At 43.6% G+C, this 25,108-nt stretch carries 23 protein-coding genes and 1 other annotated feature; of the genes, 17 read left to right on the forward strand and 6 right to left on the reverse strand.

Going from position 1 to position 25,108, the window contains the following annotated elements; translation table 11 throughout:
• Positions 1-17: 17 nt before the first annotated feature.
• On the reverse strand, positions 18-188 hold the full coding sequence (locus tag BMZ99_RS26405; protein ID WP_175490588.1) for a nitroreductase family protein: 171 nt from the start codon (positions 186-188) through the stop codon (positions 18-20).
• Between BMZ99_RS26405 and BMZ99_RS26410 the strand changes: the two genes are divergently transcribed.
• Complete coding sequence (locus BMZ99_RS26410) at positions 183-368, forward strand: hypothetical protein (protein WP_175490589.1); 186 nt, start codon at positions 183-185, stop codon at positions 366-368. The two genes, BMZ99_RS26405 and BMZ99_RS26410, sit on opposite strands and share 6 nt — an antisense overlap.
• 117 nt (positions 369-485) lie before the next feature.
• Here BMZ99_RS26410 and BMZ99_RS16610 read toward each other — a convergent pair whose 3' ends face one another.
• A complete protein-coding gene (locus tag BMZ99_RS16610; protein WP_090939735.1) occupies positions 486-1,301 on the reverse strand; it encodes a nitroreductase family protein in 816 nt (271 codons plus the stop codon).
• Between the two features lie 278 nt (positions 1,302-1,579).
• Between BMZ99_RS16610 and BMZ99_RS16615 the strand changes: the two genes are divergently transcribed.
• The 11 genes from BMZ99_RS16615 to BMZ99_RS27415 all read left to right on the forward strand — a co-directional run bounded on the left by BMZ99_RS16615 (position 1,580) and on the right by BMZ99_RS27415 (position 11,575).
• Positions 1,580-2,467 carry a LysR family transcriptional regulator gene (locus tag BMZ99_RS16615; protein ID WP_090939738.1) on the forward strand — a complete coding sequence of 296 codons (888 nt, stop codon included), beginning with the start codon at positions 1,580-1,582 and terminating at the stop codon, positions 2,465-2,467.
• A 135-nt stretch (positions 2,468-2,602) separates the two neighbouring features.
• A complete protein-coding gene (pxpB, locus tag BMZ99_RS16620; RefSeq protein WP_090939741.1) occupies positions 2,603-3,346 on the forward strand; it encodes a 5-oxoprolinase subunit PxpB in 744 nt (247 codons plus the stop codon).
• Positions 3,347-3,361: 15 nt separating this feature from the next.
• On the forward strand, positions 3,362-4,306 hold the full coding sequence (locus BMZ99_RS16625) for a 5-oxoprolinase subunit C family protein (RefSeq protein WP_090939744.1): 945 nt from the start codon (positions 3,362-3,364) through the stop codon (positions 4,304-4,306).
• A gap of 232 nt (positions 4,307-4,538) precedes the next feature.
• On the forward strand, positions 4,539-5,303 hold the full coding sequence (gene pxpA, locus BMZ99_RS16630; protein WP_090939747.1) for a 5-oxoprolinase subunit PxpA: 765 nt from the start codon (positions 4,539-4,541) through the stop codon (positions 5,301-5,303).
• A gap of 4 nt (positions 5,304-5,307) precedes the next feature.
• A complete protein-coding gene (gene pxpB, locus BMZ99_RS16635) occupies positions 5,308-6,072 on the forward strand; it encodes a 5-oxoprolinase subunit PxpB (protein ID WP_245755016.1) in 765 nt (254 codons plus the stop codon).
• On the forward strand, positions 6,069-7,079 hold the full coding sequence (locus BMZ99_RS16640; RefSeq protein WP_090939750.1) for a 5-oxoprolinase subunit C family protein: 1,011 nt from the start codon (positions 6,069-6,071) through the stop codon (positions 7,077-7,079). The genes pxpB (BMZ99_RS16635) and BMZ99_RS16640 overlap by 4 nt, the downstream gene beginning before the upstream one ends.
• A gap of 36 nt (positions 7,080-7,115) precedes the next feature.
• On the forward strand, positions 7,116-7,586 hold the full coding sequence (gene accB, locus BMZ99_RS16645; protein WP_090939753.1) for an acetyl-CoA carboxylase biotin carboxyl carrier protein: 471 nt from the start codon (positions 7,116-7,118) through the stop codon (positions 7,584-7,586).
• Positions 7,587-7,612: 26 nt separating this feature from the next.
• Positions 7,613-8,323, forward strand: a complete 711-nt coding sequence (locus BMZ99_RS16650) for a DUF969 domain-containing protein (protein WP_090939756.1) — start codon at positions 7,613-7,615, stop codon at positions 8,321-8,323.
• Positions 8,320-9,273: a DUF979 domain-containing protein gene (locus BMZ99_RS16655; protein WP_090939759.1), complete on the forward strand. Its 954-nt coding sequence runs from the start codon at positions 8,320-8,322 to the stop codon at positions 9,271-9,273. The genes BMZ99_RS16650 and BMZ99_RS16655 overlap by 4 nt, the downstream gene beginning before the upstream one ends.
• Before the next feature lie 47 nt (positions 9,274-9,320).
• On the forward strand, positions 9,321-10,679 hold the full coding sequence (accC, locus tag BMZ99_RS16660) for an acetyl-CoA carboxylase biotin carboxylase subunit (protein ID WP_090939762.1): 1,359 nt from the start codon (positions 9,321-9,323) through the stop codon (positions 10,677-10,679).
• A gap of 47 nt (positions 10,680-10,726) precedes the next feature.
• Positions 10,727-11,575 (forward strand): methyl-accepting chemotaxis protein, encoded by an 849-nt coding sequence (locus tag BMZ99_RS27415; protein WP_090939765.1) that lies wholly within the window; start codon positions 10,727-10,729, stop codon positions 11,573-11,575.
• 75 nt (positions 11,576-11,650) lie between these two features.
• Here the strand turns inward: BMZ99_RS27415 and BMZ99_RS16670 are convergent, their stop codons facing one another.
• Positions 11,651-12,604: a bile acid:sodium symporter family protein gene (locus BMZ99_RS16670; RefSeq protein ID WP_090939768.1), complete on the reverse strand. Its 954-nt coding sequence runs from the start codon at positions 12,602-12,604 to the stop codon at positions 11,651-11,653.
• Between the two features lie 15 nt (positions 12,605-12,619).
• On the reverse strand, positions 12,620-14,272 hold the full coding sequence (gene ilvD, locus BMZ99_RS16675) for a dihydroxy-acid dehydratase (protein WP_090939771.1): 1,653 nt from the start codon (positions 14,270-14,272) through the stop codon (positions 12,620-12,622).
• 53 nt (positions 14,273-14,325) lie between these two features.
• Positions 14,326-14,587 (reverse strand) — a binding site (T-box leader).
• 229 nt (positions 14,588-14,816) lie between these two features.
• On the opposite strand from ilvD, the gene BMZ99_RS16680 reads away from it, so the two are divergent.
• The 5 genes from BMZ99_RS16680 to BMZ99_RS16700 all read left to right on the forward strand — a co-directional run bounded on the left by BMZ99_RS16680 (position 14,817) and on the right by BMZ99_RS16700 (position 21,539).
• A complete protein-coding gene (locus BMZ99_RS16680) occupies positions 14,817-16,169 on the forward strand; it encodes a methyl-accepting chemotaxis protein (protein ID WP_245755017.1) in 1,353 nt (450 codons plus the stop codon).
• A 207-nt stretch (positions 16,170-16,376) separates the two neighbouring features.
• Complete coding sequence (locus BMZ99_RS16685) at positions 16,377-17,333, forward strand: DUF1858 domain-containing protein (protein ID WP_090939776.1); 957 nt, start codon at positions 16,377-16,379, stop codon at positions 17,331-17,333.
• Between the two features lie 10 nt (positions 17,334-17,343).
• A complete protein-coding gene (locus BMZ99_RS16690; RefSeq protein ID WP_090939779.1) occupies positions 17,344-18,015 on the forward strand; it encodes a hypothetical protein in 672 nt (223 codons plus the stop codon).
• A gap of 248 nt (positions 18,016-18,263) precedes the next feature.
• Entirely contained in the window at positions 18,264-19,868 is a 1,605-nt protein-coding gene (locus BMZ99_RS16695) for a peptide chain release factor 3 (RefSeq protein WP_090939782.1), read from the forward strand.
• A 129-nt stretch (positions 19,869-19,997) separates the two neighbouring features.
• The gene (locus tag BMZ99_RS16700; protein ID WP_245755018.1) at positions 19,998-21,539 is read left to right on the forward strand and encodes a CYTH and CHAD domain-containing protein; all 1,542 of its coding nucleotides are present in this window, start codon (positions 19,998-20,000) and stop codon (positions 21,537-21,539) included.
• Between the two features lie 58 nt (positions 21,540-21,597).
• Here the strand turns inward: BMZ99_RS16700 and ppdK are convergent, their stop codons facing one another.
• Together ppdK and BMZ99_RS16710 are read right to left on the reverse strand one after the other, a co-directional pair.
• Positions 21,598-24,255, reverse strand: a complete 2,658-nt coding sequence (gene ppdK, locus BMZ99_RS16705; RefSeq protein ID WP_090939789.1) for a pyruvate, phosphate dikinase — start codon at positions 24,253-24,255, stop codon at positions 21,598-21,600.
• The gene (locus tag BMZ99_RS16710; RefSeq protein WP_090939792.1) at positions 24,252-25,085 is read right to left on the reverse strand and encodes a pyruvate, water dikinase regulatory protein; all 834 of its coding nucleotides are present in this window, start codon (positions 25,083-25,085) and stop codon (positions 24,252-24,254) included. Before BMZ99_RS16710 ends, ppdK begins: the two co-directional genes overlap by 4 nt.
• Positions 25,086-25,108 lie beyond the last annotated feature (23 nt).

Raw genomic sequence — 25,108 nt, forward strand, 5'->3', positions numbered from 1 at the left:
GAACAGCTAACCAAGGTTCAATCTTGACCAATAATAGCCGCTCCTATGGCAAGACCTGCATCAACGGCCCCGACCAAACTCCCTTCGATACTCTCATGGATGATCTGATGGCTGCCATTTTTCTCACAAGCAGTATATGCTTTATAAAAATCAGCAACAAAGACCAAAAATACAGGGGGCTTGTGCAATCCAAGGTTGCCCTCCTGTCCATTCAGCATGAATATGATGCTGTCATGTCGAAATATTATAGTGAGCGTGGCGATAAGGATACAAATTGGAGCAAACAAGTCGCAAATGCATATAAACAGGTATATTTTCCCGATGTTTATCCAACCATGAAGAAACAAGGATTTACGAATGATAAGTAAATTCTTCTTAGTGTTAACTGAATACTGCTAGAGAAGGTACATTAATTGGTAATAAAAAAGGATATACATTCAAGGATGTCTCTGAGTGTATATCCTTTTCATATAAACCAAAGCTGTTTACTGCCAGATGATCTGAAGCGGTTTTCGCTCGACAAGCCGTTTATATGTATATTTGGGGTAGCCGACCATGATGCCCCCAGTAACCGCCATACCTTCAGGCAATTTCAGAAGATCGAGCAGGGGCTGATAACCGGATAAAGCACAGGCTTCAAAGAATCCTGCCCAACAGGTTCCTAATCCAAGTGTCGGTGCATATAGTTCAGCATATCCCAAGGAAAAGTGAGTATTATCACGACCGCGAGGCATAAAGTCTCGTGGAGCAATGGCTGCAACTAGACAGGGAGCACCGCGGAGGATACCGTCATGGCCTGTTTTGCGATATTTGTTCACAATCCCTTTGAAGTAAGGAGCCATTGGGGAAGCTGCCTTAACGGCTTCTTCCATCCACTGGATGGTTGCAGCGGTAATACCTTTTAGCGTATCAGGGTTATCGATCACGCAATAGGTGAGCCCTTGGGAATTGCCGCCCGTTGGTGCCAGTCTGGCTACGTTGAGAAGCTGCAGCAGTTTCTCTTTTGGGACTGCGGATGACTTATAGCAGCGGATCGAACGTCGAGAGCGCAGGAACGTTGCGGCGGTCTTTGCATCGAGTACAGGAGGGCCTTCTAAGGATACTTGATTCGATAAAGGGGCTTTTAAATTATTTAAAGCTTCTCGCGGACAGACGGCCACGCAGTGACCACAGGCAATACAGTGGTTTCCTGTGTCTTCCGGGCCATGTTTTCCCATTTGGATAACATCTGTGGGACATACGCTGGTACAGATACTGCAGCGGATACATTTTTCTTGGTCGACTTGAATGATGGAGTCCATAATGATGATTCCTTCTTTCTATCGTTTTTTCCCAAATCTTCAGCCTTTATCTTTGCAGGTATGCAATTAGCTTGCTTTTTAGCAGTTGAAATATGCAGGGCTATAATCTGTCGGCAGAAAATTTAGCTTATCATTACTATAACATAGAATGGAAAACAAGAATATGCGCATTTCATAGGAGGTAGACTTTATTTGCATTTTACGATACTATACTATTAACCCAAGTTGAAATCGGCAGAGAGCACGTTCTGCCAGTTTGTGAGAGGAAGTGATAGGATTTGGAATTTCGTCAGCTAAAGACGTTTATGAGTATAGTAAATTTAGGGAGCTTCTCACAAGCAGCCCAATTTTTAGGGTATACGCAATCGAGTGTAACGACTCATATTCAGCTTCTGGAGAAAGAATTAAATACGATTCTTTTTGAACGGTTCGGGCATCAGCTGATGCTGACAACAGATGGGGAAAGACTCTATGATTATGCAGAGAAAATTACCAAGCTGGCTGATGATGCTAAAAATGAGTTTGATCATTTTGAAATTCCCCGAGGACCAATCATGATTGGCATGCCAGAGTCTTTATGTGTATATTATTTAACCGATTTGCTGCAGGAATATACATTGCTGTATCCAGATGTTCAATTAAAAGTGAAGTTCGGCATAGGCAGTGATTTTCGAAATCTCCTGCGAAAAAATATGATGGATTTTGCTTTTTTTCATGAGAAAGATTCATCCGATACCGATTTGATCAGTACATTATTATGGGATGAACCCATGGGAATGCTGGCGTCACCAGATCATGCTCTTGCAGCCTGTCATAACGTGCAGATCAAAGATTTGCAGGAACAGCGACTGATTTTTATGGAATCGGGAACGGCTTATCAAACTGCTTTGGAAGAAGGTTTGGCAAAAGCTGAAATTGTTCCTAAAACCATTTTGGAAATCTGTCATATTCAAACGATTAAGCAAATGGTAATTAATAATTTAGGAATTACCGTATTGCCTTTAGCTGCTGCAGCTGAAGAGTTAAAAGCAGGTATATTGATTCAACTGCCGTGGCAGGGAGTCGAGCTTGAGACAAATGCATATTTAGCGTATCATAAGGATAAGTGGCTCTCTCATGGAATACGAGCTTTTATTCGCCTGATGGAAGAACGATTGCTTAAATAATACAGCAGGTCTTGTTTTTCAGATGATCCTATGGTAAAGTGATTTCATAATTTAGCAAACGAATAGCGATGGAGCTATAAATGCATGCATTTATGGCTCTCTTTCTTATAAGTAAAGAAATGGAGTGAGCTGGAAATGGCTGAATATATCAATTCTGTTCGGATGCTGGTGGCTGGTGAACATGGTTTGGTAATTGAATTTGGGAATCAAATTTCACCTGAAATCAATGAACGAGTTCAACGATTTGCTAAGCTGCTCCATTTAGAGCAAATTCCTGGCATCATTGAGGTGATTCCCACCTATCGATCTGTGACTACTTATTTTGATCCTTTGGTGATTACGCGTCAAGAGCTTGCAAAATCAGTGATTCAGCTCTTGGGAAGGATTGAAAATAAATGCATTGAAGAATTGCTCCCGCCTAGGGTGGTGCATGTCCCGGTTTGCTATGGAGGTGTGTTAGGGCCGGATTTGGAATTCGTGGCGCGATATACAGGAATGTCACCGCAGGAAGTGATTTCTCTTCATACTTCCAAGCCCTTTTTGATCTATATGCTAGGCTTTATACCCGGTTTCCCGTATCTGGGAGGGATGCCTAGCGAGATTGCAGTGCCTAGGCAGGAACGACCCCGGGAGAGGATTCCTGGAGGATCGGTTGCGATTGGCGGCAATCAGACGGGATTTTATCCGATTGAAAGTGCAGGAGAGTGGTGGCTGATTGGGCGTACTCCTATAAAAGCCTTTCATCTTACGAGTGATAAGCCATTTTTATTTTCAGTGGGGGATTATCTGCATTTTCGAGAAATTTCGATTGAGAGATATTTTGCAGTTCGCAGATCGGTTGAAGAAGGGACGTATGTACCTGAGATTTCTTATCTGTAATGGGAGGTGAAACGTATGATCACAACGATAGAGCCGGGGTTGTTTACGACCATTCAGGATCAGGGACGCTGGGGATTTCAGGCATATGGTATGCCCATTTCTGGAGCGATGGATCGGTATGCCAGCCAAGTAGCGAATTTGCTGGTGGGCAACTGTTTGGATGCTGCTGTGCTGGAAATGACGGGCAGCGGAGGAACGTTCAAGTTTGATGAAGAACAGACTGTGGCTGTTTGCGGCGGGGATATGCAAGGTCTTATCAATCATACGCCGATTTCGAATTGGTCGGCCTTCACTGTTCCTAAAAGAGGCGTACTTCGCTTCAATGCTGTTAGCCGCGGATATCGAATGTATTTGGCTGTTCGGGGTGGTTTTGACGTTTCAGTTGTTTTAGGAAGTCGTTCCACTTGTACTCCAGTGAAAATCGGAGGGCATGAAGGAAGAGTACTGCGTCAGGGAGATGTACTGCATGTGGGACAAGATGTGGAGAGGACAATACAGATTGGTAAGTTGTCCAGTACATACATTCCCCAGTATGGTAAAGAGGTACAACTGCGAGTGCTTTTAGGACCTCAGGATGTGATGTTTGGGTCAGCCGTGCTGGATACTTTTTTCGGCAGTTCTTATAAGGTAACCAAGCAGTCCGATCGGACGGGATATCGGCTGAAAGGTCCCAAGATCAAACATCTTGGTAATGCTGATATTATATCAGAAGCTGTGTGGCTAGGTGCGATTCAAATACCTGCTGATGGCATGCCTTTTATTATGACGGCTGATCATCAAACGACAAGAGGATATGCCAAGGTAGGATCTGTGATTCGAGGAGATTTGCCTAAGCTGGTTCAGACAAAGCCCGGTGACAGCATTCGCTTTCGATGCTGCACAGAAGAAGAGGCAATTAAAGCTTTACAAGATGAGCAGGACCGTTATAAAAAGATTATATCTGCATGTAAAAAGGAGTGAGCAGGGTTTCTCATTCCTTGCTATCACTTAGGAGCAGGGCACTTTCGATAAAATTGAAGTGCCCTATTGTTTTTTTCAATTTTACAAAAGAAGTTATAGGGTGATATGATAAATCACAAGTTAATCGTTGGGTTCATGGCAACTCAGTGAGCAGAGGAAGCAAAGGCGCTTCAGACAAAGGTAACTCTTTGTTTGATGCGTCTTTTTGTTATTGCTTTGAAGGAGGGACTATATGTATCGAGTGGATTTGAATTGCGATTTAGGAGAAAGTTTTGGTGCGTATACCATGGGAACGGATGAGCTGATTCTGCCCTTTCTTACATCGGCGAATATAGCTTGCGGTTTTCATGCAGGTGATCCTCATGTGATGTTCAATACAGTGAAGCTTGCCATACAGAATGATGTGGCGATCGGTGCTCATCCCGGGCTGCCTGATCTCAACGGCTTTGGCAGGCGGAACATGGATATATCTGCCCAGGAAGCCTATGAGATGGTTGTTTATCAAATCGGAGCACTTTATGGATTTGTAAAAGCAGCAGGAGGAACGATGCGGCATGTAAAGCCCCATGGTGCTCTTTATAATATGGCGGCAAAGCGGCAAGATCTTGCCGAGGCGATTGCAGAAGCTGTATATAAGGTCAATCCAGAACTTATTTTATTTGGCCTATCTGGCAGTGAGCTGGTTACTGCCGGAGAAAAAATCGGACTGATAACCGCTCATGAAGTATTTGCGGATCGTACGTACCAAGCCGATGGAACCTTGACCCCGAGAAAAGAGGCAGGGGCTATGATTACCGATCAGCAGCAGGCTGTGTCTCAGGTGGTTCGTATGATAAAAGAAGGCGTTGTACGATCGCAGCAGGGCAAGGATATTGCGATTAAGGCAGATACTGTGTGTATCCATGGTGATGGTGCTCATGCCTTAGCATTTGCCTCTCAGATTCGCAGCTTTTTAGAAGAGTCTACCATTGCCATTCGTGCAGTAAGTGGAAGATAGCGAGGTGAAAAGCTTGAGTGAAAGCATTAAGAATGAGATTTCGGATGCCAAGATTCTTCCATTTGGTGAATCAGCGATCCTAATTGAATTCGGTAAAGGAATTGACCCGGAAATACACAGCAGGGTTAAAGTGTTTACGGAAGATCTGGATTTGAATCCTTTACCGGCAATGATTGAATATGTATCGGCATTTTCTAGTGTTACTATATTTTATAATCCGATGAAGGTCAGGAAGATGCAAAAAGATGTTCCTGAAGAAAAATCACTGCTTACGTTTGAAATTGTTGCAGCCATGGTAAGAGAGAAGTTGTGCAAATTGGAGCGTGGAGCAGATTATACACCACGGATCGTGGAGATTCCGGTTTGTTATGGTGAGGAGTTTGGACCTGATCTACAGTATGTAGCTGAATGTAACAAGCTTACGGTTGACGAGGTAATCCACATTCACAGTCATGGTGAGTATTTGGTATATATGATTGGATTTGCTCCCGGATTTCCTTATTTGGGCGGAATGTCCGAGACGATTGCAACTCCTCGGAGGCAATCGCCCCGCATGTCCATTCCTGCGGGTTCTGTTGGAATTGCTGGCATGCAAACGGGGGTATATCCAATTGCTACACCTGGCGGCTGGCAGCTTATCGGCAATACGCCAGTAGAGCTTTTTAGACTTCAGGACAATCCGCCCACTCTGCTGCAGTCAGGGGATCGGATACGATTTTATCCCATTTCTCGTAAGGAGTATGAAGAATATAAGGGAGGAAGATCATGAGTATCAAAGTTCTTAGCCCCGGTCTTCTGACCAGTATACAGGATTTGGGAAGATACGGGTACCAGAAGTATGGCGTGATTGTCAGTGGTGGCATGGATACCTACGCTTTGCGCCTTGCCAATCTTTTAGTTGGAAATAAAGAGGGAGAAGCAACGCTTGAAATGACTCTTATGGGACCTTCGCTTCTTTTAGAAGCCGATCTTCTCTTGGCTATTACCGGAGGCGATTTGTCACCAACTATCAATGGAGAGTCAGTACCTCAGGGCAGGCCGGTTTTGGTTCGAAAGGGAAGTGTTTTAAAATTTGGTGCTTTAAAATCCGGCTGCCGTTCTTATTTAGCCGTTCGAGGCGGTTATGATATACCCGAGGTAATGGGCAGTAAGAGTACTTATTTGCGGGCGAAGATTGGCGGTTACCAAGGCAGAGCGTTATTGCAGGGAGATATCCTTCCTGTACGATGTTCTTCTCCCTTGTCCCTTGCAGAGTCTTTAGAAAAGACTATGGGTTCCCGTTCTTTTGCTTTTCCATCCTGGTATGTCGGAAAATCGTATGTTTCAGAAACGTCTCAGGAATATAAAGTTCGCGTTATACCAAACAGTCAGTTTCCCTTATTCAGTCCAGACAGCAGAAAACAGCTTTTTCAGCAGCCCTTCCAGGTTACCACGCAATCGGACAGAATGGGATATCGTCTTTCAGGAGCATCTTTGCAGCTGACAGAGCCTTTAGAAATGGTTTCTGAAGCAGTGGCCCTTGGAACCATTCAGGTACCGCCAGATGGCAATCCTATTATACTGCTGGCAGATCGGCAAACCGTAGGAGGATATCCCAAAATTGCCCAAGTAGCGGGTGCGGATATTTCTACAGTAGCGCAGATTAAACCGGGGAGCAGAATTTGGTTTGTGGAGATTTCTTTGGCAGAGGCCGAAAGATTATATGCTGCCAGAGAAGCGGATATACAGCGCATTACCATTACGGTTCAATCGCAGTTAGCTGGAATTACAACGTGACTTTGCCCATGATAAAAAGAACAAGGAGTGAAAGTAATGCTTACATTTGATGAGATAAAAGAAGTGATACGCATGGTAGAGCAGTCATCGATACAGCATTTTGAATTAGAACAGGAAACGAGTAAAATTGTAATTTCAAAAGCTGGGGTTCATAGAGTGCAGACTGATTCCCGCGTGTCCTTGGAGGCACTGCAAGCGGTGCCTACGGCTGCTAAAGGCGAGCAGCATCTGGCAGAGGAGATTCCCGATGTCCAGGCAGAGCCGCTGCACACCATTGTATCTCCCACAGTCGGGACCTTTTATATGGCTTCTGAGCCAGGGGCAGATTCATTCGTTAAGGTAGGGGAAGAAGTAGAGTGCCACACGATTGTCTGTGTATTAGAAGCCATGAAATTATTCAATGAAGTCGTTGCAGGCGTAAAAGGTACGATTGTAGAGCGATTGGTTAATGATGGAGACTTTATTGAATATGGACAGCCGTTATTCTTAGTGAAAATTGAGTCATAGAGAAAATACGTAAAGGGGCGAGGAACATGTTGACACTTCTAGGTATCGCAGTTGTTATTATTGGATTTGTATTACGGTTTAATCCCTTGCTGGTTGTTGTCGTTGCAGGCATTGTAACGGGTATCGCTGGAAATTTGCCATTTGATAGGATTCTTACTATTTTTGGTGAAGCATTTATAAAGAATCGGTATTTGTCTTTATTCATTCTTACCCTACCAGTTATTGGACTATTGGAAAGGAACGGTCTAAAGGAGCAGGCTCAAGAGCTGATTGGAAAAATAAAAGCGGCTACGACTGGCCGTGTCTTGATACTGTATTTATTCATCCGTGAAATTGCAGCAGCAATTGGTTTGACAGCCTTAGGCGGCCATGCACAAATGGTGCGTCCTCTGATTGCACCAATGGCAGAGGCGGCAGCCGAGAATAAGCATGGAGAATTACCGGAGGATACCCGTAATAAGATTAAAGCGTTTGCGGCATCTGCCGATAATGTAGGGGTATTCTTTGGTGAAGATATCTTTATTGCTTTTGGTGCTGTATTACTTATGAAGGGATTTTTTGAACAAAACGGTATTATACTAGAACCTTTGCATATTGCTCTATGGGGTATTCCTACAGCGATTGCTGCTTTTATCATTCATGGTGTGAGGTTGTATTTATTGGATCGCAAGATTGCCCGGGAAGTAGAACAAAGTGCTTCTAGTCATGGAAAAGCAAAGGAAGGTGCAGCATTATGATTATCAGCCTTACTTATATTTATTATATTGCAGGGATATTTGTCGCTCTGATTGCACTATTGGCAATGAATGATAAAGGGAATTCAAAACGGATTTTAACAGGTGCATTTTGGGGAATCTATGCTGTCTCCTTCTTGTTTGGTACTGTTATTCAACCGATGCATGTAGGCATAATGGTAATTGTTATGGCGGTTATTGCCGGATTTGGCGGCGTAGGCATGGGAAAACATGAGGAAGCGACAGGAGAGCAGCGTATTGCTCAATCCCAAAAACTAGGAAATTGGTTATTCATGCCGGCACTTCTCATTCCGATCATTACTGTATTTGGGACCCTTGGACTTAAAGATGTAAAGCTAGCTGGTTTAGACTTGTTTGATAAGGCGAATCTTACTCTTGTCAGTTTAGGTGTTGCCTGCGTAGTTGCCCTGCTGGCAGCTATAATGTTGACCAAGGAAAAAGGAATGCAGCCTGTTAAAGAATCACGGCGTTTAATCGATGCTATTGGCTGGGCGGCTGTGCTGCCACAGATGCTGGCAACTTTGGGTGCTTTATTTGCTGCTGCAGGTGTTGGGCAAGTTGTTTCCGATCTGGTAAGCGCAGCTATTCCTGTTGATAATCGGTTCTTGGTTGTTTTTGCCTATACGGTAGGAATGGCACTCTTTACTATGGTCATGGGAAATGCCTTTGCTGCTTTTCCTGTCATGACAGCTGGGGTTGGACTGCCGTTAATTGTAAAACTTCACGGCGGTGATCCGGCAGTTTTATCAGCAATTGGCATGTTTTCAGGCTATTGTGGAACCTTGATGACACCTATGGCTGCCAATTATAATATCGTACCGGCAGCATTACTGGATTTGCCCGACAAGAACGGCGTTATTAAAGCCCAGGTGCCGACAGCTCTCATGTTATTGACGGTAAATGTATTTTTAATGTACTTTCTTGTATTTTAAGAAGAAAGATGTGTTAGAACAATAATCATGCCAAAGGGGAAAACGTGATGTTTAAGAAAGTCATGATTGCAAATCGGGGAGAAATTGCGGTGCGAATCATCCGGGCCTGCCGCGAGATGGGCATTGCAACTGTTGCAGTGTATTCAACAGCAGATGAAAAAGCTAGCCATGTAAAATTGGCAGACGAAGCATATTGTATTGGCCCTGCCTCTTCTAAGGATAGTTATTTAAATATAAACAGGCTGCTGAGTGTTGCTCAATTTACTAAAGCAGATGCCATTCATCCCGGCTATGGCTTCTTGGCAGAAAATCCGGATTTTGCGCAAGCTTGTGCCAATTATCAGATTGCCTTCATCGGTCCTGAATCTGATGCGATTTGCAAAATGGGAGCGAAAGCCGTTGCCAGAGAAACGATGGAAAATGCAGGTGTTCCGATTGTTCCAGGTACTGATGGCATTATTGAGGATGTAAATACAGCCATTGGAGTGGCCAGAGAGATTGGTTATCCTGTCATTGTCAAGGCAACAGCCGGTGGCGGCGGAAAAGGGATGCGTGTAGCTCAAGATGAGGAAGACTTAATCAAAGGAATTCGTCAGGCCCAGAAGGAAGCGGCGATTACCTTCGGCAATGCAGGTGTGTATTTGGAGAAGTATTTGGAGGATCCTAGGCATGTAGAGGTTCAGCTTATGGCTGATCAATATGGAAATGTGGTGTATCTTGGTGAGCGGGATTGTTCCGTTCAGCGCCGGCATCAAAAGCTGGTAGAAGAAGCTCCTTCCCCTGCTCTTGATCAGGCATTGCGCAAGCAGATGGGAGATGCTGCCGTATTGGCGGCAAAAGCCGTGAAGTATCAAGGAGCAGGAACGGTAGAATTTTTGCTAGATAAACACGGTCGGTTTTATTTTATGGAAATGAATACTCGCATTCAGGTTGAGCATGGAGTCACAGAGGCGATTACAGGAATCGATCTGATTCGAGAGCAGATTGCGGTTGCTGCAGGAGAGCCGCTGTCCTTTTCTCAGGAAGACGTAAAAATCAATGGCTGGGCTATTGAATGCCGAATTAATGCGGAAAATCCAGCAAATCATTTTATGCCATCGCCGGGGAGAATCGAGGCATATCTGCCTCCAGGCGGGTTTGGCGTGCGAATTGATAGTGGGGTATATGCAGGCTATGAAATCTCACCTTTTTATGATTCTATGGTGGCAAAGGTGATCGTTTGGGGTAAAAGTCGGCAAGATGCGATCGATAGAATGAAACGAGTACTGGGTGAATTTGTTATTGAAGGAATTTATACTACCATCCCTTTTCATCAGCAATTATTGAATCACAGTGTGTTTGTTGAGGGAGAATTTAATACTGGCTTTCTGGAAAAATACAAGTGCGATTTTGATATGTCGTTGTAAAATAAGAAGATCTTGCAATCTGAAGATCCATGGATGAGGTGAAGAGAGTGTCAAATCTTTCGGGGCGGGAAATCGTAAAGATGTTTACAGAACTGGCACCTTATATCAATGAAATATTTGTCGAGGATGTAGGCGTGTCAGTGATTCAGGACGGAATGTATACGGCGTATGTTCCAGGTAAGAGTTTCGATTTAGGTGTTAGAGCTGGCGAGCCGATGAAGGGGCAGGCATGTGAACAATGCATCAATACGGGAAGTCGTGTGATCCGCATGATTTCTCGGGAACAGTCAGCTTTTGATATTCCTTATATTGCCTGCGCAATTCCGATAAAAGACGGCAATCAGGCAATTGGATGTCTGATTACAACGCAGGCTGTTGTGAATCAGGAAAAAGTTCATACTATAGCCGGAACTCTAGCCAATTCTTCGGATGAATTCACGGCGAGTATGGATGCGCTGGCTGCAGGAGCCAAAGAATTGTCAAATATTTGCAGTGACCTGGGTGCGTTAAGCAAAGAGTTGGCTGATACGATTCATAAGACGGATGAAATTGTGGATTTTATTAAAAACGTATCCAATCAGACCAATTTGCTGGGGCTTAACGCTGCAATTGAAGCGGCCCGCGTTGGGGAAGCCGGCAGAGGGTTTAGCGTAGTTGCCGAAGAAATTCGCAAATTGGCTTCTGTAAGTGCTCAGTCGGTACAGAATATTAATTCTTCCTTAAAGCAAACGCAGGATTCTATCGAGAGCATGAATCGCAAAGTCGTGAATATTGATCAGACGGTTCAAAGCCAGGCAAGCTCCATTCAGGAGATGGCTAAAGCCAGTCAGGGGCTGGCATCTATGGCCGGAGAATTATCCAGTGTTTCTGAGAATATGATACAAGGAATGAAATAAAAGAAGCCCCAAAGATCGTTGGCAGGCGAATGCTGTCAGGATCTTTGGGGCTTTTGCATGTTTGTTACACTATGGCTAGGTTTTAAAGTTTGTCTTTTCTTCCGTTATTTTGCGACTGCTCCAGTAGCCTGCGAGGATGCTGCCGCTGAAGTTGTGCCAAACGCTGAAGATTGCACCGGGGATCGCTGCGATAGGGTCAAGGTGTGCCATTGCTAAAGCAACAGCCAGACCAGAGTTTTCCATGCCGATTTCGAAAGAAATGGCTCTGGCTTTGCCTTCACCCATTCCTACGCTTTTTGAAGTAATATAACCTAGGAAAAGGCCGATGGAGTTGTGAAGAATAACAGCTAAAAAGGCCATTCCTGCTATGGTTACCAGCTTGGTTGCATTCAGTGCCACTACTGCCGTAATAATCATAATGATAGCTACCACAGAGAAGGCAGGGATGGCTTTGTTAAAGGACTCAACAAATGACGAGGCTAGCATGCGTAGGGCGATGCCTAAGAATACTGGCAGCAGAACAATTTTTAAAATATCTACCAGTAAAGCACCTGCTTGAATAGGGATCATGGTTCCAGCAAGGTATAGGAAGATAAAAGGGGTGAGAAGAGGGGCTAAAATCGTATTGAAGCTAGATACGGTAACGGATAAAGCCGTATCTCCTTTAGCGATGAAGGTCATTACGTTGGAGGCAGTGCCGCTGGGGCAGGCTCCTACTAGTATCAGCCCTGCCGCTAAGGCTGGCGGCAGGCTGAGTAATTTGGCTACTCCAAAGGCAACTGCGGGCATAATCAAGTAGCGCAGCAGTATACCGAAGAAGACGTCTTTGGGGCGGGTAAGTACCAATTTAAAATCGTTTAATGACATGGTAAGTCCCATACCTAACATAATAAGCCCAAGCAAATAAGGAATATAGGTTCCAATGGGTTTAAAGGGAGCAGGCTGAAAAAATGCGGCTGCTGCAAACACAATAACCCATAGGGGAAAATATTGAGTTATGAGCTTGGAGAGCCTTTCAATGAATGCCATAGACTTTTGACCTCCTTATTTTAATACAGCACCTGTATTGGCTGAAGTGACTAGGCGAGCATATCGGGACAAATAACCAGTTTTAATCTTAGGTTCAGGCTGTACCCATTTGTGGCGGCGTGCAGCCATTTCTTCGTCACTGATTTTTACGACTAAACTGCGATTTGGAATATCAATAGCGATTTGATCTCCATTTTCTACTAGAGCAATAGGACCGCCCTCCATGGCTTCCGGAGAAATGTGACCGATGCAGGCTCCCTGGGTCGCACCGCTGAATCTTCCATCTGTGAGAAGTGCTACTTTCAGTCCCATCCCTGTAATAATAGCAGTAGGGTTGAGCATTTCTTTCATGCCGGGACCACCTTTTGGCCCTTCGTAGCGGATGACAACAACTTCTCCGTCTTTGACTTCTTTTGCCAGCAACGCTTCAATGATGGCTTCTTCGGAGTCAAATACATGAGCAGGTCCTTCGAAGACTAGCATATCTTCTTTTACCGCGCTTTCTTTGACAATAGCATTGTCAGGAGCCAGATTGCCAGAAAGAACAGCAATGCCGCCTGTGTTTCGATATGGGTTTTCAATGGTATGAATCACATCATCACGGGTAATCTCAGCATTGGCAATGCGGTCTTCTACCAATCCGGTGACGGTAAGAGCGTCCGTATGAATGACCCCTGCCTTAGTGAGTTCTTTCATAACTGCATTAATACCGCCGGCTTCATTTAAATCTTGCATATGGTGAGTGCCGCTTGGGCTTAACTTTGTAATATATGGAGTTTTGGCACTGATGGTTTCAAATAAGGATAGAGGCAACGCAATACCTGCTTCATGGGCTATAGCAGTTAAATGCAGTACGGTGTTGGATGATCCGCCAATTCCCATATCTACGGCTATGGCATTTTCAAAGGCTTTGCTTGTCATGATATCCCGAGGCCGGATATTATTCTTGATTAAGTTCATGATTACGGATCCTGCTCTTTTAGCAAGAGTTTTTCGTGCTCCTGTATAGGCAGCCGGAATTGTACCGTTGCCGGGAAGTCCCATGCCCAGTACTTCCGTCAAACAGTTCATCGTATTTGCTGTGAATAGTCCCGCGCAGGACCCACAGCCAGGACAAGCGGATTTTTCCATGGTATCGAGTTCGTCGGCAGTGATTTTTCCCGCTTCAAACTTTCCTGCTGCTTCAAACATGGTACTTACACTGATATCTTTTCCTTGGTAGCGTCCTGCCAACATTGGGCCGCCGCTTACGACTACACAGGGAATATTGATTCTTGCAGCTGCCATAAGCATAGCAGGAACAATTTTGTCACAGTTTGGCACCAGGATCAAACCATCAAATGCATGACCTCCGGCTACAGCTTCAATCGAATCGGCGATAAGCTCACGGCTGGGCAGAGGATATTTCATCCCCTTATGTCCCATGGCAATCCCATCACAGATACCAATCGCCGGAAATTCCATGGGAGTTCCGCCAGCAGCAGCAACGCCTAATTTGGCAGCTTGTACAATGTCCTTTAGGTGTCCATGACCAGGAATAATTTCGTTAAAGGAATTCACAATACCGATGAGCGGTTTGTTCAAGTCCTCTTGGTCATATCCCATGGCATAAAATAAAGAACGATGGGCTGCTCTGGTTGAACCTTTTTTTACAATGTTACTATGCATAATAATAGCCTCCTTTTAATTATAGATAAAAAAAATAAACCCACGCCTCCTAAAAAAGGGGCAAGAGGTTTCTCTCGCGGTACCACCCTTGTTGTATTCAAAAAGTATGAATACATCTCTCTCATCAGGTCTATTGCTAAACCCTAGCAAGTTAACGGCTGCGTTCCATTAGGAACTGATTCCGGCGCGGCCTACTCAATGTTTTCAGCCTTGCAGTTCAGGAGTGACTCAAGAATATACATATGCTGCCGGCTCCCACCTTACCCGGCTCTCTGAAGCATAGGGGTACTTCTTTTTCTCCATCATCACTTTTAAAGTGTAAAGTTGTAAACGTATTGTTAGACTTATTATAATGGTTTTTTTAAATATGTCAACAGTAAAAATACAACATTGCATATTGATAATACTTCATGTAATAATTGATGCGAAAAAAGTAGAAAAAGAACATAATATGTTACTTGTAGTTTTTGGTTGTTTATTAGATAGAATTTGTCATTCTTGACTTATTTCGACAAAAAAATCACAAAAAGCTGTATATAATAAAGTGAATTATGAAAAAATTCACGCAGTTTACCAATCGTTGTACTGCGGCAAAGAAAGAGGGAGTGGAAAAGTGGATAGGCGAGGTTTTTGGGGAATACGAAATAGGTTAATTGCAGCTTTTATTGGGGTTACACTAGTTCCGTTAGTACTGATTAGTTTCTTTGGGATGACGATGCGATTGCAGAATCAAGAAGACGTTAGCGGTGTAATTATAGCAGTAGCATTGCTATCCATAGGATTCGCATTTACGGCAGCGTTATTTGTTTCCAGATATTTTTCACGGCCTCTTATTGCCGCGATTACTCATATTGGTGAATTTGGAGCTGGTAACTTTAAGACAAACGTATTACAATCTTTTAACACTCGTACAGACGAGCTGGGGGAATTGTCTAATGTGATCCTGAAAATGCAAAACGATATGATCATCTTATTGTGCCAAGTACAGCAGATCAGTCAAGGTGTTGAAAGTAATTCGGATAAAATGAAAGCTGTAGCCGAAAAAAATAGTCATTCCATTAAAGAAGTGGGGCTGTCTGTGGGACAGATCGCAAGCGTATCTGTGAATCAATCTCAAGAGATGGAGTCTGGTGTAGGGCGTATGCATGAGCTTGCAAGTCATGTCAAGGCCGTTCAGCTTTATACGGATGAGATGGGGCAAAGCTATGGGGAGATGTGCAGTTTAAATGATAAAGTGGCAGGGATTATATGTTCACTGACCGAAAAGATGACTGAAGGCAGAGAGGCCTCTCAGGATGTAGATATTGTAGTACGAAAAGTAAATGAAATGATTGGACAAATTGGTTCCATCACTACTGTCATCGAGCAGATTGCTGCCCAAACCAATTTGCTGGCGTTGAATGCCTCTATTGAAGCTGCGCGAGCAGGAGAGCAGGGGCGAGGATTTGCTGTAGTGGCAGAAGAAGTTAGGAAATTGGCGGAGCAATCGGGCAGCGCGGTTAACGATATTAAGGCATTGATTCAAGATGTTCAGCAACAGTCTAGAGTTGCAGTATCTTCTATTGAAAAGGCCCAGCAGGTTGTAAGTGATCAGGAGGAAACGGTGAATGCAACATGGACTATTTTTGAAGAGATTGCGGCAGCCGTTGAGGCTCTTACGGATAAGATGTCTGAAATGCAGAGTCGATTTACGGTTATGAGCAGCAAAAGCGATGAAATTGTAACTGTATTTAGTAATATATCAGCAGGATCAGAAGAAACTTCTGCTATTACCCAGGAGGTTCATACGGTCACGGAAAAGCAGATCCTCGACATGGATGAGACGATTGTTTGTGTCACTGAGCTGCGCAATATGGTAGGACAATTACAGGATAAAATGTCAAAATTTGCTCTATAGTGATGATTTAGGCACAAAAAGTGATGAACACGAAGAGGGTTGCGATTTCTTCGTGTTTTTCGCGTATTCGCGTTTCAAAATACGTTTTTTACTGGTCGTAGCATTTTTTGCGAAGAAAATAAATATTTTTAAAAAAACTTGATATAAATCACAGATAAGATGAAAATTATGGGGTATGATAAAGATAATATTTGAGGAGGTGGCACAATGTTACCTAAAGGTGCTAATTTACAAAAGATTCATAATGGAAATCGTACGTATGCTATAACACCCCATTTGCCTGGAGGTTTTATAAAACCAGATGTTATGAGAAAGTATGCTGATATAGCTGAAAAATATCATGGAGTCTTGAAGCTGACATCTGCGCAGCGGGTGATGATTACAGGACTTAAGGCCGAAGATATCGATAAAATATGGGAAGAACTTGGTATGCAGCCTGCCATGGGCTTTGCCAATTGCGTGCGCAGTATCAAAATATGCCCTGGAAATATCTTCTGCAAGAGAGGCAAGCAGGACAGCATTAAACTAGGCATGGAACTTGACAAGCTGTATCATAAAAAAGAAATGCCTTCTCGCATGAAATTTGGTGTAGCAGGCTGTGCCAATTCTTGTTCAGAGGTGCATGTAAAAGATATTGGTGTCATGGGAAGTGATATTGGCTGGGATATTTATGTGGGCGGTACGGCTGGTGCCCATCCTCGTTTGGCAAATCTTTTAATAGAAGGTTTGGAATACGATGAGGTGATACGTATTGTAGATGTTATCGTTCAATATTATCAAAAGAACGCGGATATAGAGAGAATGGGACAATTTATCGATCGTGTTGGCTTTAAAAAGTTTAGAGCGGATGTGCTAGCTGCTTTTTACCAAGGAGTAAGCCAAACCACAGAACCCCTAGTGCCTCAATCAGCAGAAGGAAAAGTGATTGTTCCTGTAGCAGGTGGTCTCACAGAAGGAACATTGGTAATTGGTGATAAAATTACAGAAGAGAGTGTAATTAGTGATATTATCAGGGTTTATCCACAAACGGTTCCTGTATTCCGCTCCTTTGGTATGGGATGCTTAGGATGCCCATCCGCCACTGGAGAGGCGTTAGAAAAGGCGGCGGGGATTCATGGTCTAGATGTAAAAGAAATTATAGCAGGTTTAAATAAAGTAATTTAGGAGGCTCATCATGAGTGCATTTTTAGGTCATATTCATTACTGGTTATATCATAAAATCGGACGGGTAGTTGAACGCGAGCAGCTGATTTTTCAGAAGGCTGAGGAAATGTGCGGAGCTGCGGCAGAGGAGCTGCAGTCTCAGGTTTGGCAGATTTATGGTCAGCCTTTGCCGGATACAGAGCTTGGCGAGTTAATTGATCATTCCAATATTCATGGCTGGCTGCAGCGTCAGATTACAATTGCAGAGACCAGGGAAGCTGCTTTCATTAAAGAACTGCTGGATACTTGCGGCGGCGCCGCTCAAGATATTGTACTATCCGCCTATGCTGAACATGGCAAGCTGTGCGGTGAACACGCCAAATCCCAGGAAAAATATGATGGACAAAGAGCAGCGGGGATTTATCAGGCAGTCAATGACTATATACTAAATGGCATGCCTTGTGATCAGGGAGATGTAGTAACCGTCAATGAAGCTGATACGGTTATATGGGAAGGTGAAACCTGCCTGCAGGAACGGAATTGGACGAAAGCTGGCGTGGATAAAGCCTTTATGAAAGAATGCTATCAGAAATGGTTTGTTGGCTTTGTGAAAGCTCTTAACCCTGCATTTACGTATAATCAAACGGCTGATACCTTAAAAGGTGGTCCGGTAAATCGACACCAAATTCTAAAAGAAGCATAGTGCAACGAGAATAAGGACTGCCAAATTGTTGGCAGTCCTTATCTTTGGTGCTAGCCTATCCCTCTCTGCGGTTCGGTCTTTTATATGTTTTTTCGGTCTTCGCGGTGGAAACGGTTTTTTGAAAAAAGCATGAGAAATACGAGTATAGGGTAGGATAATATTTGACATTTTAGATAGGTAAACATATAGTAATAGAAGAGTAATTTTGTATAGTCTAGGTATGAGTGTAGGGGGTTTTTTACGATACAATGGAAGATTTAGAATTGACGATTAATAAACGGCGAACATTCGCGATTATTTCCCATCCGGATGCTGGGAAAACAACATTAACGGAGAAATTATTGTTATACGGCGGTGCCATCCGTTTGGCAGGATCAGTAAAGTCACGTAAGGCAGCAAAGCATGCTGTTTCTGACTGGATGGAGATTGAAAAGCAAAGAGGTATTTCTGTAACGTCTAGTGTACTGCAGTTTGATTATGATGGATATCGGGTGAATATCTTGGATACACCTGGTCACCAAGATTTTAGTGAAGATACATACCGTACTCTTATGGCCGCAGATAGTGCCGTAATGCTGATTGACGTGGCAAAAGGGGTAGAGGATCAGACAAAAAAGCTGTTTCATGTATGCCGTCAGCGGGGGATTCCTGTATTTACTTTTGTGAATAAGCTGGATCGCTATGGCAAGAATCCTTTTGAACTCATGGAAGAAATTGAACAGGTTTTAGGGATACGAGCATATCCTATGAATTGGCCTGTAGGTATCGACGGCAATTATGTTGGCGTTTATAATCGCCAACAGGCACAAGTGGAATTGTTTGCTAAAGATGGTGCCCATGGGCAATCTGTGCTGCCTTCCACGATGGGAAGCGTTAGTGATCCTGCTTTTCGCGATCTGTTAGGTGAGAGCGTTCACACGTCATTGTGTGAAGATATTGAACTGTTAGATATGGCCGGCGATGCTTTTGATTATGATCTGGTAGCTGCCGGTGAGCTCACTCCAATGTTTTTTGGTAGTGCTATGACTAATTTTGGAGTAAGGCCTTTTCTCGAGGAATTTTTAAAACTGGCACCTGCTCCTGTAGCACGTATGTCTAGTGAAGGAGAAATTAATCCTGCAAGTGAGGATTTTTCTGCTTTTGTCTTTAAAATCCAGGCCAATATGAATCCAGCCCACCGTGACCGTTTGGCATTTATTCGTATCTGTTCTGGTAAATTTACTAGAGGGATGTCTGTATATCATGCCCAGTCAGGCAAAGCAATTAAATTAGCACAGCCACAGCAATTTCTGGCTCAGGAGCGTACCATTATTGATGAGGCGTACCCTGGTGATATTATCGGTTTATTTGACCCAGGTATTTTTGGAATTGGAGATACGTTGTGTAAGGAAGGAGCTAAATTTACCTTTCAAGATTTTCCCGTATTTCCTCCGGAGCAGTTTGCCAAGGTTCAGCCTAAGGATACAATGAAGCGGAAGCAATTTGTTAAGGGAATGACCCAATTGACCCAAGAAGGGGCAGTGCAGGTCTTTCGTCAGAGTGAATTTGCATCCGAAGCCTTTATTATTGGTGTAGTTGGCTCCCTGCAATTTGAGGTGCTGGAATATCGATTGAAAAATGAATATGGTGTAGAGCTGCTTATGGATCGCTTATCCTTTAGTGTTGCTCGCTGGTTATCTGGCGATGAACAGGCTATTAAATCGATGAAGAGCATTGACAGCGGTATGATGATACGTGATATCAAAGATCGTCCAGTGCTTCTGCTTAGCAATGAATGGGCAATTCGCTGGGTTAGCGAGCGAAATCCCGGTGTGGAGTTTCTCGAAATTCCACCAGACACTGCAGCCTTTTAATAAAACGCCTCAAAGTCAGCAAATGCTAACTTTGAGGTTTTCTTAAAAAAGAATCTTTTTTGGGAGACATTGACAAGCTATAGGGCATGCTATACTCTGGGATAAAGAGAATATGACGATTATGGTAGGATGGTGATCGAATTGCCAAATCATATCGAGACGGAATTGAAGCTGGGGTGCTCCGACGAGAGTGTCTGGGAAGAAATCATGTCAGCAGAAGCACTGGTGTCAGTTACTGTTTCTGGATCGGAGAATATCCAGCAATTAGAAGCTCGTTACTTTGATACGCCTAGTCATGCACTGCAAAAAGCACAATTGGCATATCGGCTGCGCCGTGAAGGTGAAAATTGGATTGCGACCGTGAAGGGCGGCGGTTCTTCGAAGGGCGGACTGCATGCTAGGTTAGAATGGAATGTAGTTGTTTCCAGCAATGAACCTGATATAGGAGTCTTTGCGCATACGGAAATTGGTGAACGACTGCAGGAAGTCATAGGTGATGAAATCGTAGAGCCGATCCTGATTACTTTCTTTGAACGGCGAATGGTAGATGTTGTGATGCCTGATAGTAGTACGATTGAAGTTGCAGCCGATAAAGGTGCTATTATTGCAGGTGAGAAGACAGCTCCTATCTTAGAAATTGAATTAGAATTAAAAGCAGGCGATCCTAAGACACTCTTTATGCTAGGTGCTGCTTTATCCAGGGAGCTTCCTTTGCTGCCAGAATCAGATAGCAAATTTTATCGAGGACTTTTGCTGGCAGGTTTATCTACTGTACAGCAAAAGAAAAATCCTGTACCGCAAGTGGGTACGGCCAAGCCTGTTAGTGAGGCTATATCCGAATTGCTGATAGACCTGATTCATCATATTTTAACAGCACAGCGCGCTTTTCTTGAAAACCCTCAGCTGCCGGAATTGGTCCATGAATTGCGCATTGGCTTACGGCGTCTGCGATCTGTTATGGAGTTTGCTGAGCCCTTGAATGTGATCAAACAATACACTTGGTATCAGGATGAGCTAAAAAAGATTAGTCAAAGGCTGGCTGCCCTGCGAGAGTTAGATGTAGCGTATGCCAGTTGGCGTCAGCTGCAAGAGCATCAGTCTGAGGAAAGAGGCTCCAAGGTTTGGTTAGGAGATGTTCTGGCAGAGAGTCGTAATCAGGAAATGGAGAAGATTGTAAGCGAGTTCAATTTTGGTTTAACAACACCCGTACTGCTTGGTCTGTGGGGGGAACTGTTAGATAACGACTGGCGGGGATCTATTGTTTCCGATTCTACGGCAGAAAAGTTTGTTAGCAATGGATTAGTCAATTGGATCAAGAAAGTGAGAAATGGGGCAGAATCTGTAGTTTGGTCCGATGTTAGCGATGTACATAATTTCCGGCTAGGTATCAAGAAACTTAGGTATGTAGTAGAAGTAATGCAGCCGCTGCTTGGTGATAGAGCTTCTATTGAAGAACAACTGGAAAAATTGCAGGACACTCTTGGGAATATAACGGATGTTCGTAGTACGGAGCTTTTACTAAAGGATTTATTGCGTAGTAAATCCAGCAGGGCAGTGCATTTGGAGGCAGGTATGCTGATGGGCTGGCAGATGCGTGAACAGCTGCTGCTGCAGAAGAAAGCAAATAAGAATTGGAAAAAATTCAATCGTGCAGCGAAAAAGTGGAAATAGGAAAAGAACCTCCAGTGCAAAATTAAATGCACAGGAGGTTCTAGTTTTTTATAACGACTTATTTTGTTCCGTAATTTTCACCTTTGCTGATGGCAGATTGTGCGGCAGCTAAGCGGGCAATGGGAACTCTATAGGGAGAGCAGCTGACGAAGTCAAGGCCAATTTGGTGGCAGAATTCGATGGAGCGAGCTTCGCCGCCATGTTCGCCGCAAATACCAATCAGAATGTCGGGTCTGGTTTTCCGCCCACTTTCTACAGCGATTTGCATTAACTTTCCTACGCCTTTGCGATCGAGAGTGATAAAGGGGTTATCCGATAAAAGTTTCATATCTAAATAATCATTCAGGAATTTTCCTTCTGCATCATCGCGGCTAAATCCTAGGCAGGTTTGTGTTAAGTCATTCGTACCAAAGCTAAAGAACTCCGCTGCTTCTGCTAATTCGCCAGCTAAGAGGGCTGCCCGCGGCAATTCAATCATAGTACCTGAAGTATAATGGAAGCTTACTTTATATTTTTCCATCGTATCGTTAGCAATGGTATCAATTTTTTCTTTGAAGAAATTCATTTCTGCGCTGCCGATGGTTAATGGAATTTCAATTTCAGGTAAGACTTTCAAGCCTTCGACGGTGAGTCGGGCAGCTGCATTGCAAATGGCTTGTATTTGCATTTCGTAGATTTCTGGGAATGTAATGCCAAGACGGCAGCCCCGATGTCCTAACATTGGGTTGGATTCATGGAGAGCACGTACTTTTCGAAGCAAGGCTTCTTTTTGCGCGAGGAGAGTCATATTTTCTTGTGTAATTTGCAGGGTAGTTGTTTCAATCAGCAGCTCGTTCATACTGGGAAGGAACTCATGAAGGGGCGGATCTAAGAGACGAATGCAGACGGGATATCCGGCCATAACTTTTAAGATACCATAAAAGTCTTCTTCCTGCATTGGCAGTAAATGAGTTAAGGCAGTTTGACGTTCTTCAAAGTTCTCAGCCAAAATCATTTCCTGCACATGGGGCAGGCGATCCTGGCCCATAAACATATGCTCTGTACGAGTTAATCCAATGCCTTTGGCTCCAAACTCTAAGGCTTTTTGTGCATCTGCAGGATTGTCTGCATTGGCTCGAACTTCTAGTTTTTTGTACTTATCAGCCCAATTCAATAGGGTTAGATATTCCGTAGATAGTTCAGGATCTTTCATAGGGACAACGCCTGCGATGACCCGCCCTGTTGCGCCGTCAATGGAGATGAGATCGCCTTCTTTTATCATTGTGTCCCCAATGGTGAAGGTTTTAGTATGATAGTTGATTTTTACTGCTTCACAGCCGCATACGCAAGGTTTTCCCATGCCTCGAGCAACTACCGCTGCATGGCTGGTCATGCCTCCTCGGCTGGTTAAGATACCTTGTGCTGCAATAATACCATGAATATCGTCAGGAGTAGTTTCGGTTCTCACCAGCATTACTTTTTGTCCTTTTTTGCCAAGATCTTCAGCATGATTGGCGTCAAAGACAACAATGCCAGAAGCGGCACCGGGGGATGCTGGTAAACCCGTAGCCATTATATCAAGCTTGGCACTAGGGTCGATTTGACGATGCAGCAGCTGATCAAGCTGGCCCGGTTCGATCAATAGCAAAGCTTCTTGTTTAGTAATCAAGCCTTCTGCCGCTAGATCATGAGCGATTTTAATACTTGCTTGAGCAGTACGTTTGCCATTTCTAGTTTGCAGTATATATAAAGTACCTTTTTCAATAGTGAATTCAATATCCTGCACATTTTTATAATGTTTTTCTAAGATTTTAGCTGTTTTTGCAAATTGGGCATAAACTGCAGGCATTTCTGCTTCTAATTTTGCAATGGGCTGAGGCGTACGAATACCGGCGACTACATCTTCTCCTTGGGCATTTGTTAAGTATTCTCCATATAACAGATTTTCACCATTGGATGGATTTCTGGTAAAGGCTACACCGGTACCGCAGTCGTTTCCCATATTTCCAAATACCATCGACTGAATATTAACAGCAGTACCCAGATCATGATCAATCTTATTCAGATTGCGATAGATAAAGGCTCGGTCATTGTTCCAAGAGCGAAATACCGCTTCAACCGATAAGAATAATTGTTCCATTGGATCTTCAGGGAAGATGGAACCCGTTTTTTCTAATACGAGTTCTTTATAACTGTCAATTACTGCACGCAGGGTATCAGCAGACATTTCTTGGTCAAAGGTAACGCCTTGCTTTTTTTTGTGCTGCGTCAAAATTTGTTCAAATTCATATTTGTGGATTTCTAAAACAACATCGCCAAACATTTGAATAAAGCGGCGGTAGGAATCGTATGCAAAGACCAAATTGTTTGTACTTTTAGCTACGGCTTGTACCGTTTTTTCGTTTAGGCCAAGGTTCAAGATGGTATCCATCATGCCAGGCATTGAAAATACGGCTCCAGAACGAACCGAAACTAACAGGGGATTGGTTACATCTCCTAGTTTTTTGCCAATGCTCTTTTCCAGGTGAGCCAAATTCTGGCGTATCTCTTCAATAATTTGGTTTGGAAGCTTTTTGCCGTTTTCATAGTATTCTTTGCAAGCATCTGTGGTAACGGTCATGCCTGGTGGTACAGGCAGACCAATATTAGTCATTTCTGCCAGATTTGCTCCTTTGCCTCCTAATAGTGAACGCATATCGGCACTGCCCTGGTCAAATAAATATACGAATTTTTTCATTGTTCAACGACTCCTTTTCGATAAAAATCCAGAACTCTTTCAGCAGTTTCTTCTGTTGCTTTATTTGTGATGTCAATGACGGGACAACCGACTTTGCGCATGATATCCTGAGCGTAATCCAGTTCTTCAATAATACGTTCTAAATTGGCATAGTTGCTGGACGGCTGCAATCCCATTGCTTTTAGCCGCTCTCTGCGAATTTCGAATAATAAAGACGGTTTAATAGTAAGCCCGACAACTTTATGAGAAGCCACCTGAAATAGCTCGGCCGGCGGCGGAATTTCTTTCACTAAAGGTACATTGGCAGCTTTAATTCCTTTATGAGCCAGGTACATGCATAACGGTGTCTTTGATGCTCGTGATACACCTGTAATGACAATATCTGCTTGCAAGAGGCCACGAGGATCTTTACCGTCATCAAATTTTACAGCAAATTCAATGGCTTCAATTTTGGTGTAGTATGCTTGATCAATTTTGCGAATGAGACCCGGTTCGTTGCGCGGGGACAAGTGAGTAACTGCTTGCAGGCCATCGATGACAGGTCCCATAATATCGACATGTGTTATTCCTAATGTATGTGCTTTGGTCTCTAAGACCTCTTTCAAATCCGGACGAACTAAGGTATAGAAGATCGCTCCGTTTCTTTGTGATGCTTGTTCTACTATCGCATCAATTTGTGCAGCAGATTTTAAATACGGCTTGCGTTCAAACTCGATGTTCGCACCATTAAACTGACTAATTGCTGCTTTTACAACCAATTCGCCTGTTTCCCCAATCGAGTCCGAGAGTATGTATACAACGGGAACCTGGCTGTTATGTAGAATATTCAAAAGAGGACCTCCTTTGTCTTAGA

Source organism: Pelosinus propionicus DSM 13327, assembly GCF_900114615.1.
GTDB lineage: Bacteria > Bacillota > Negativicutes > DSM-13327 > DSM-13327 > Pelosinus > Pelosinus propionicus.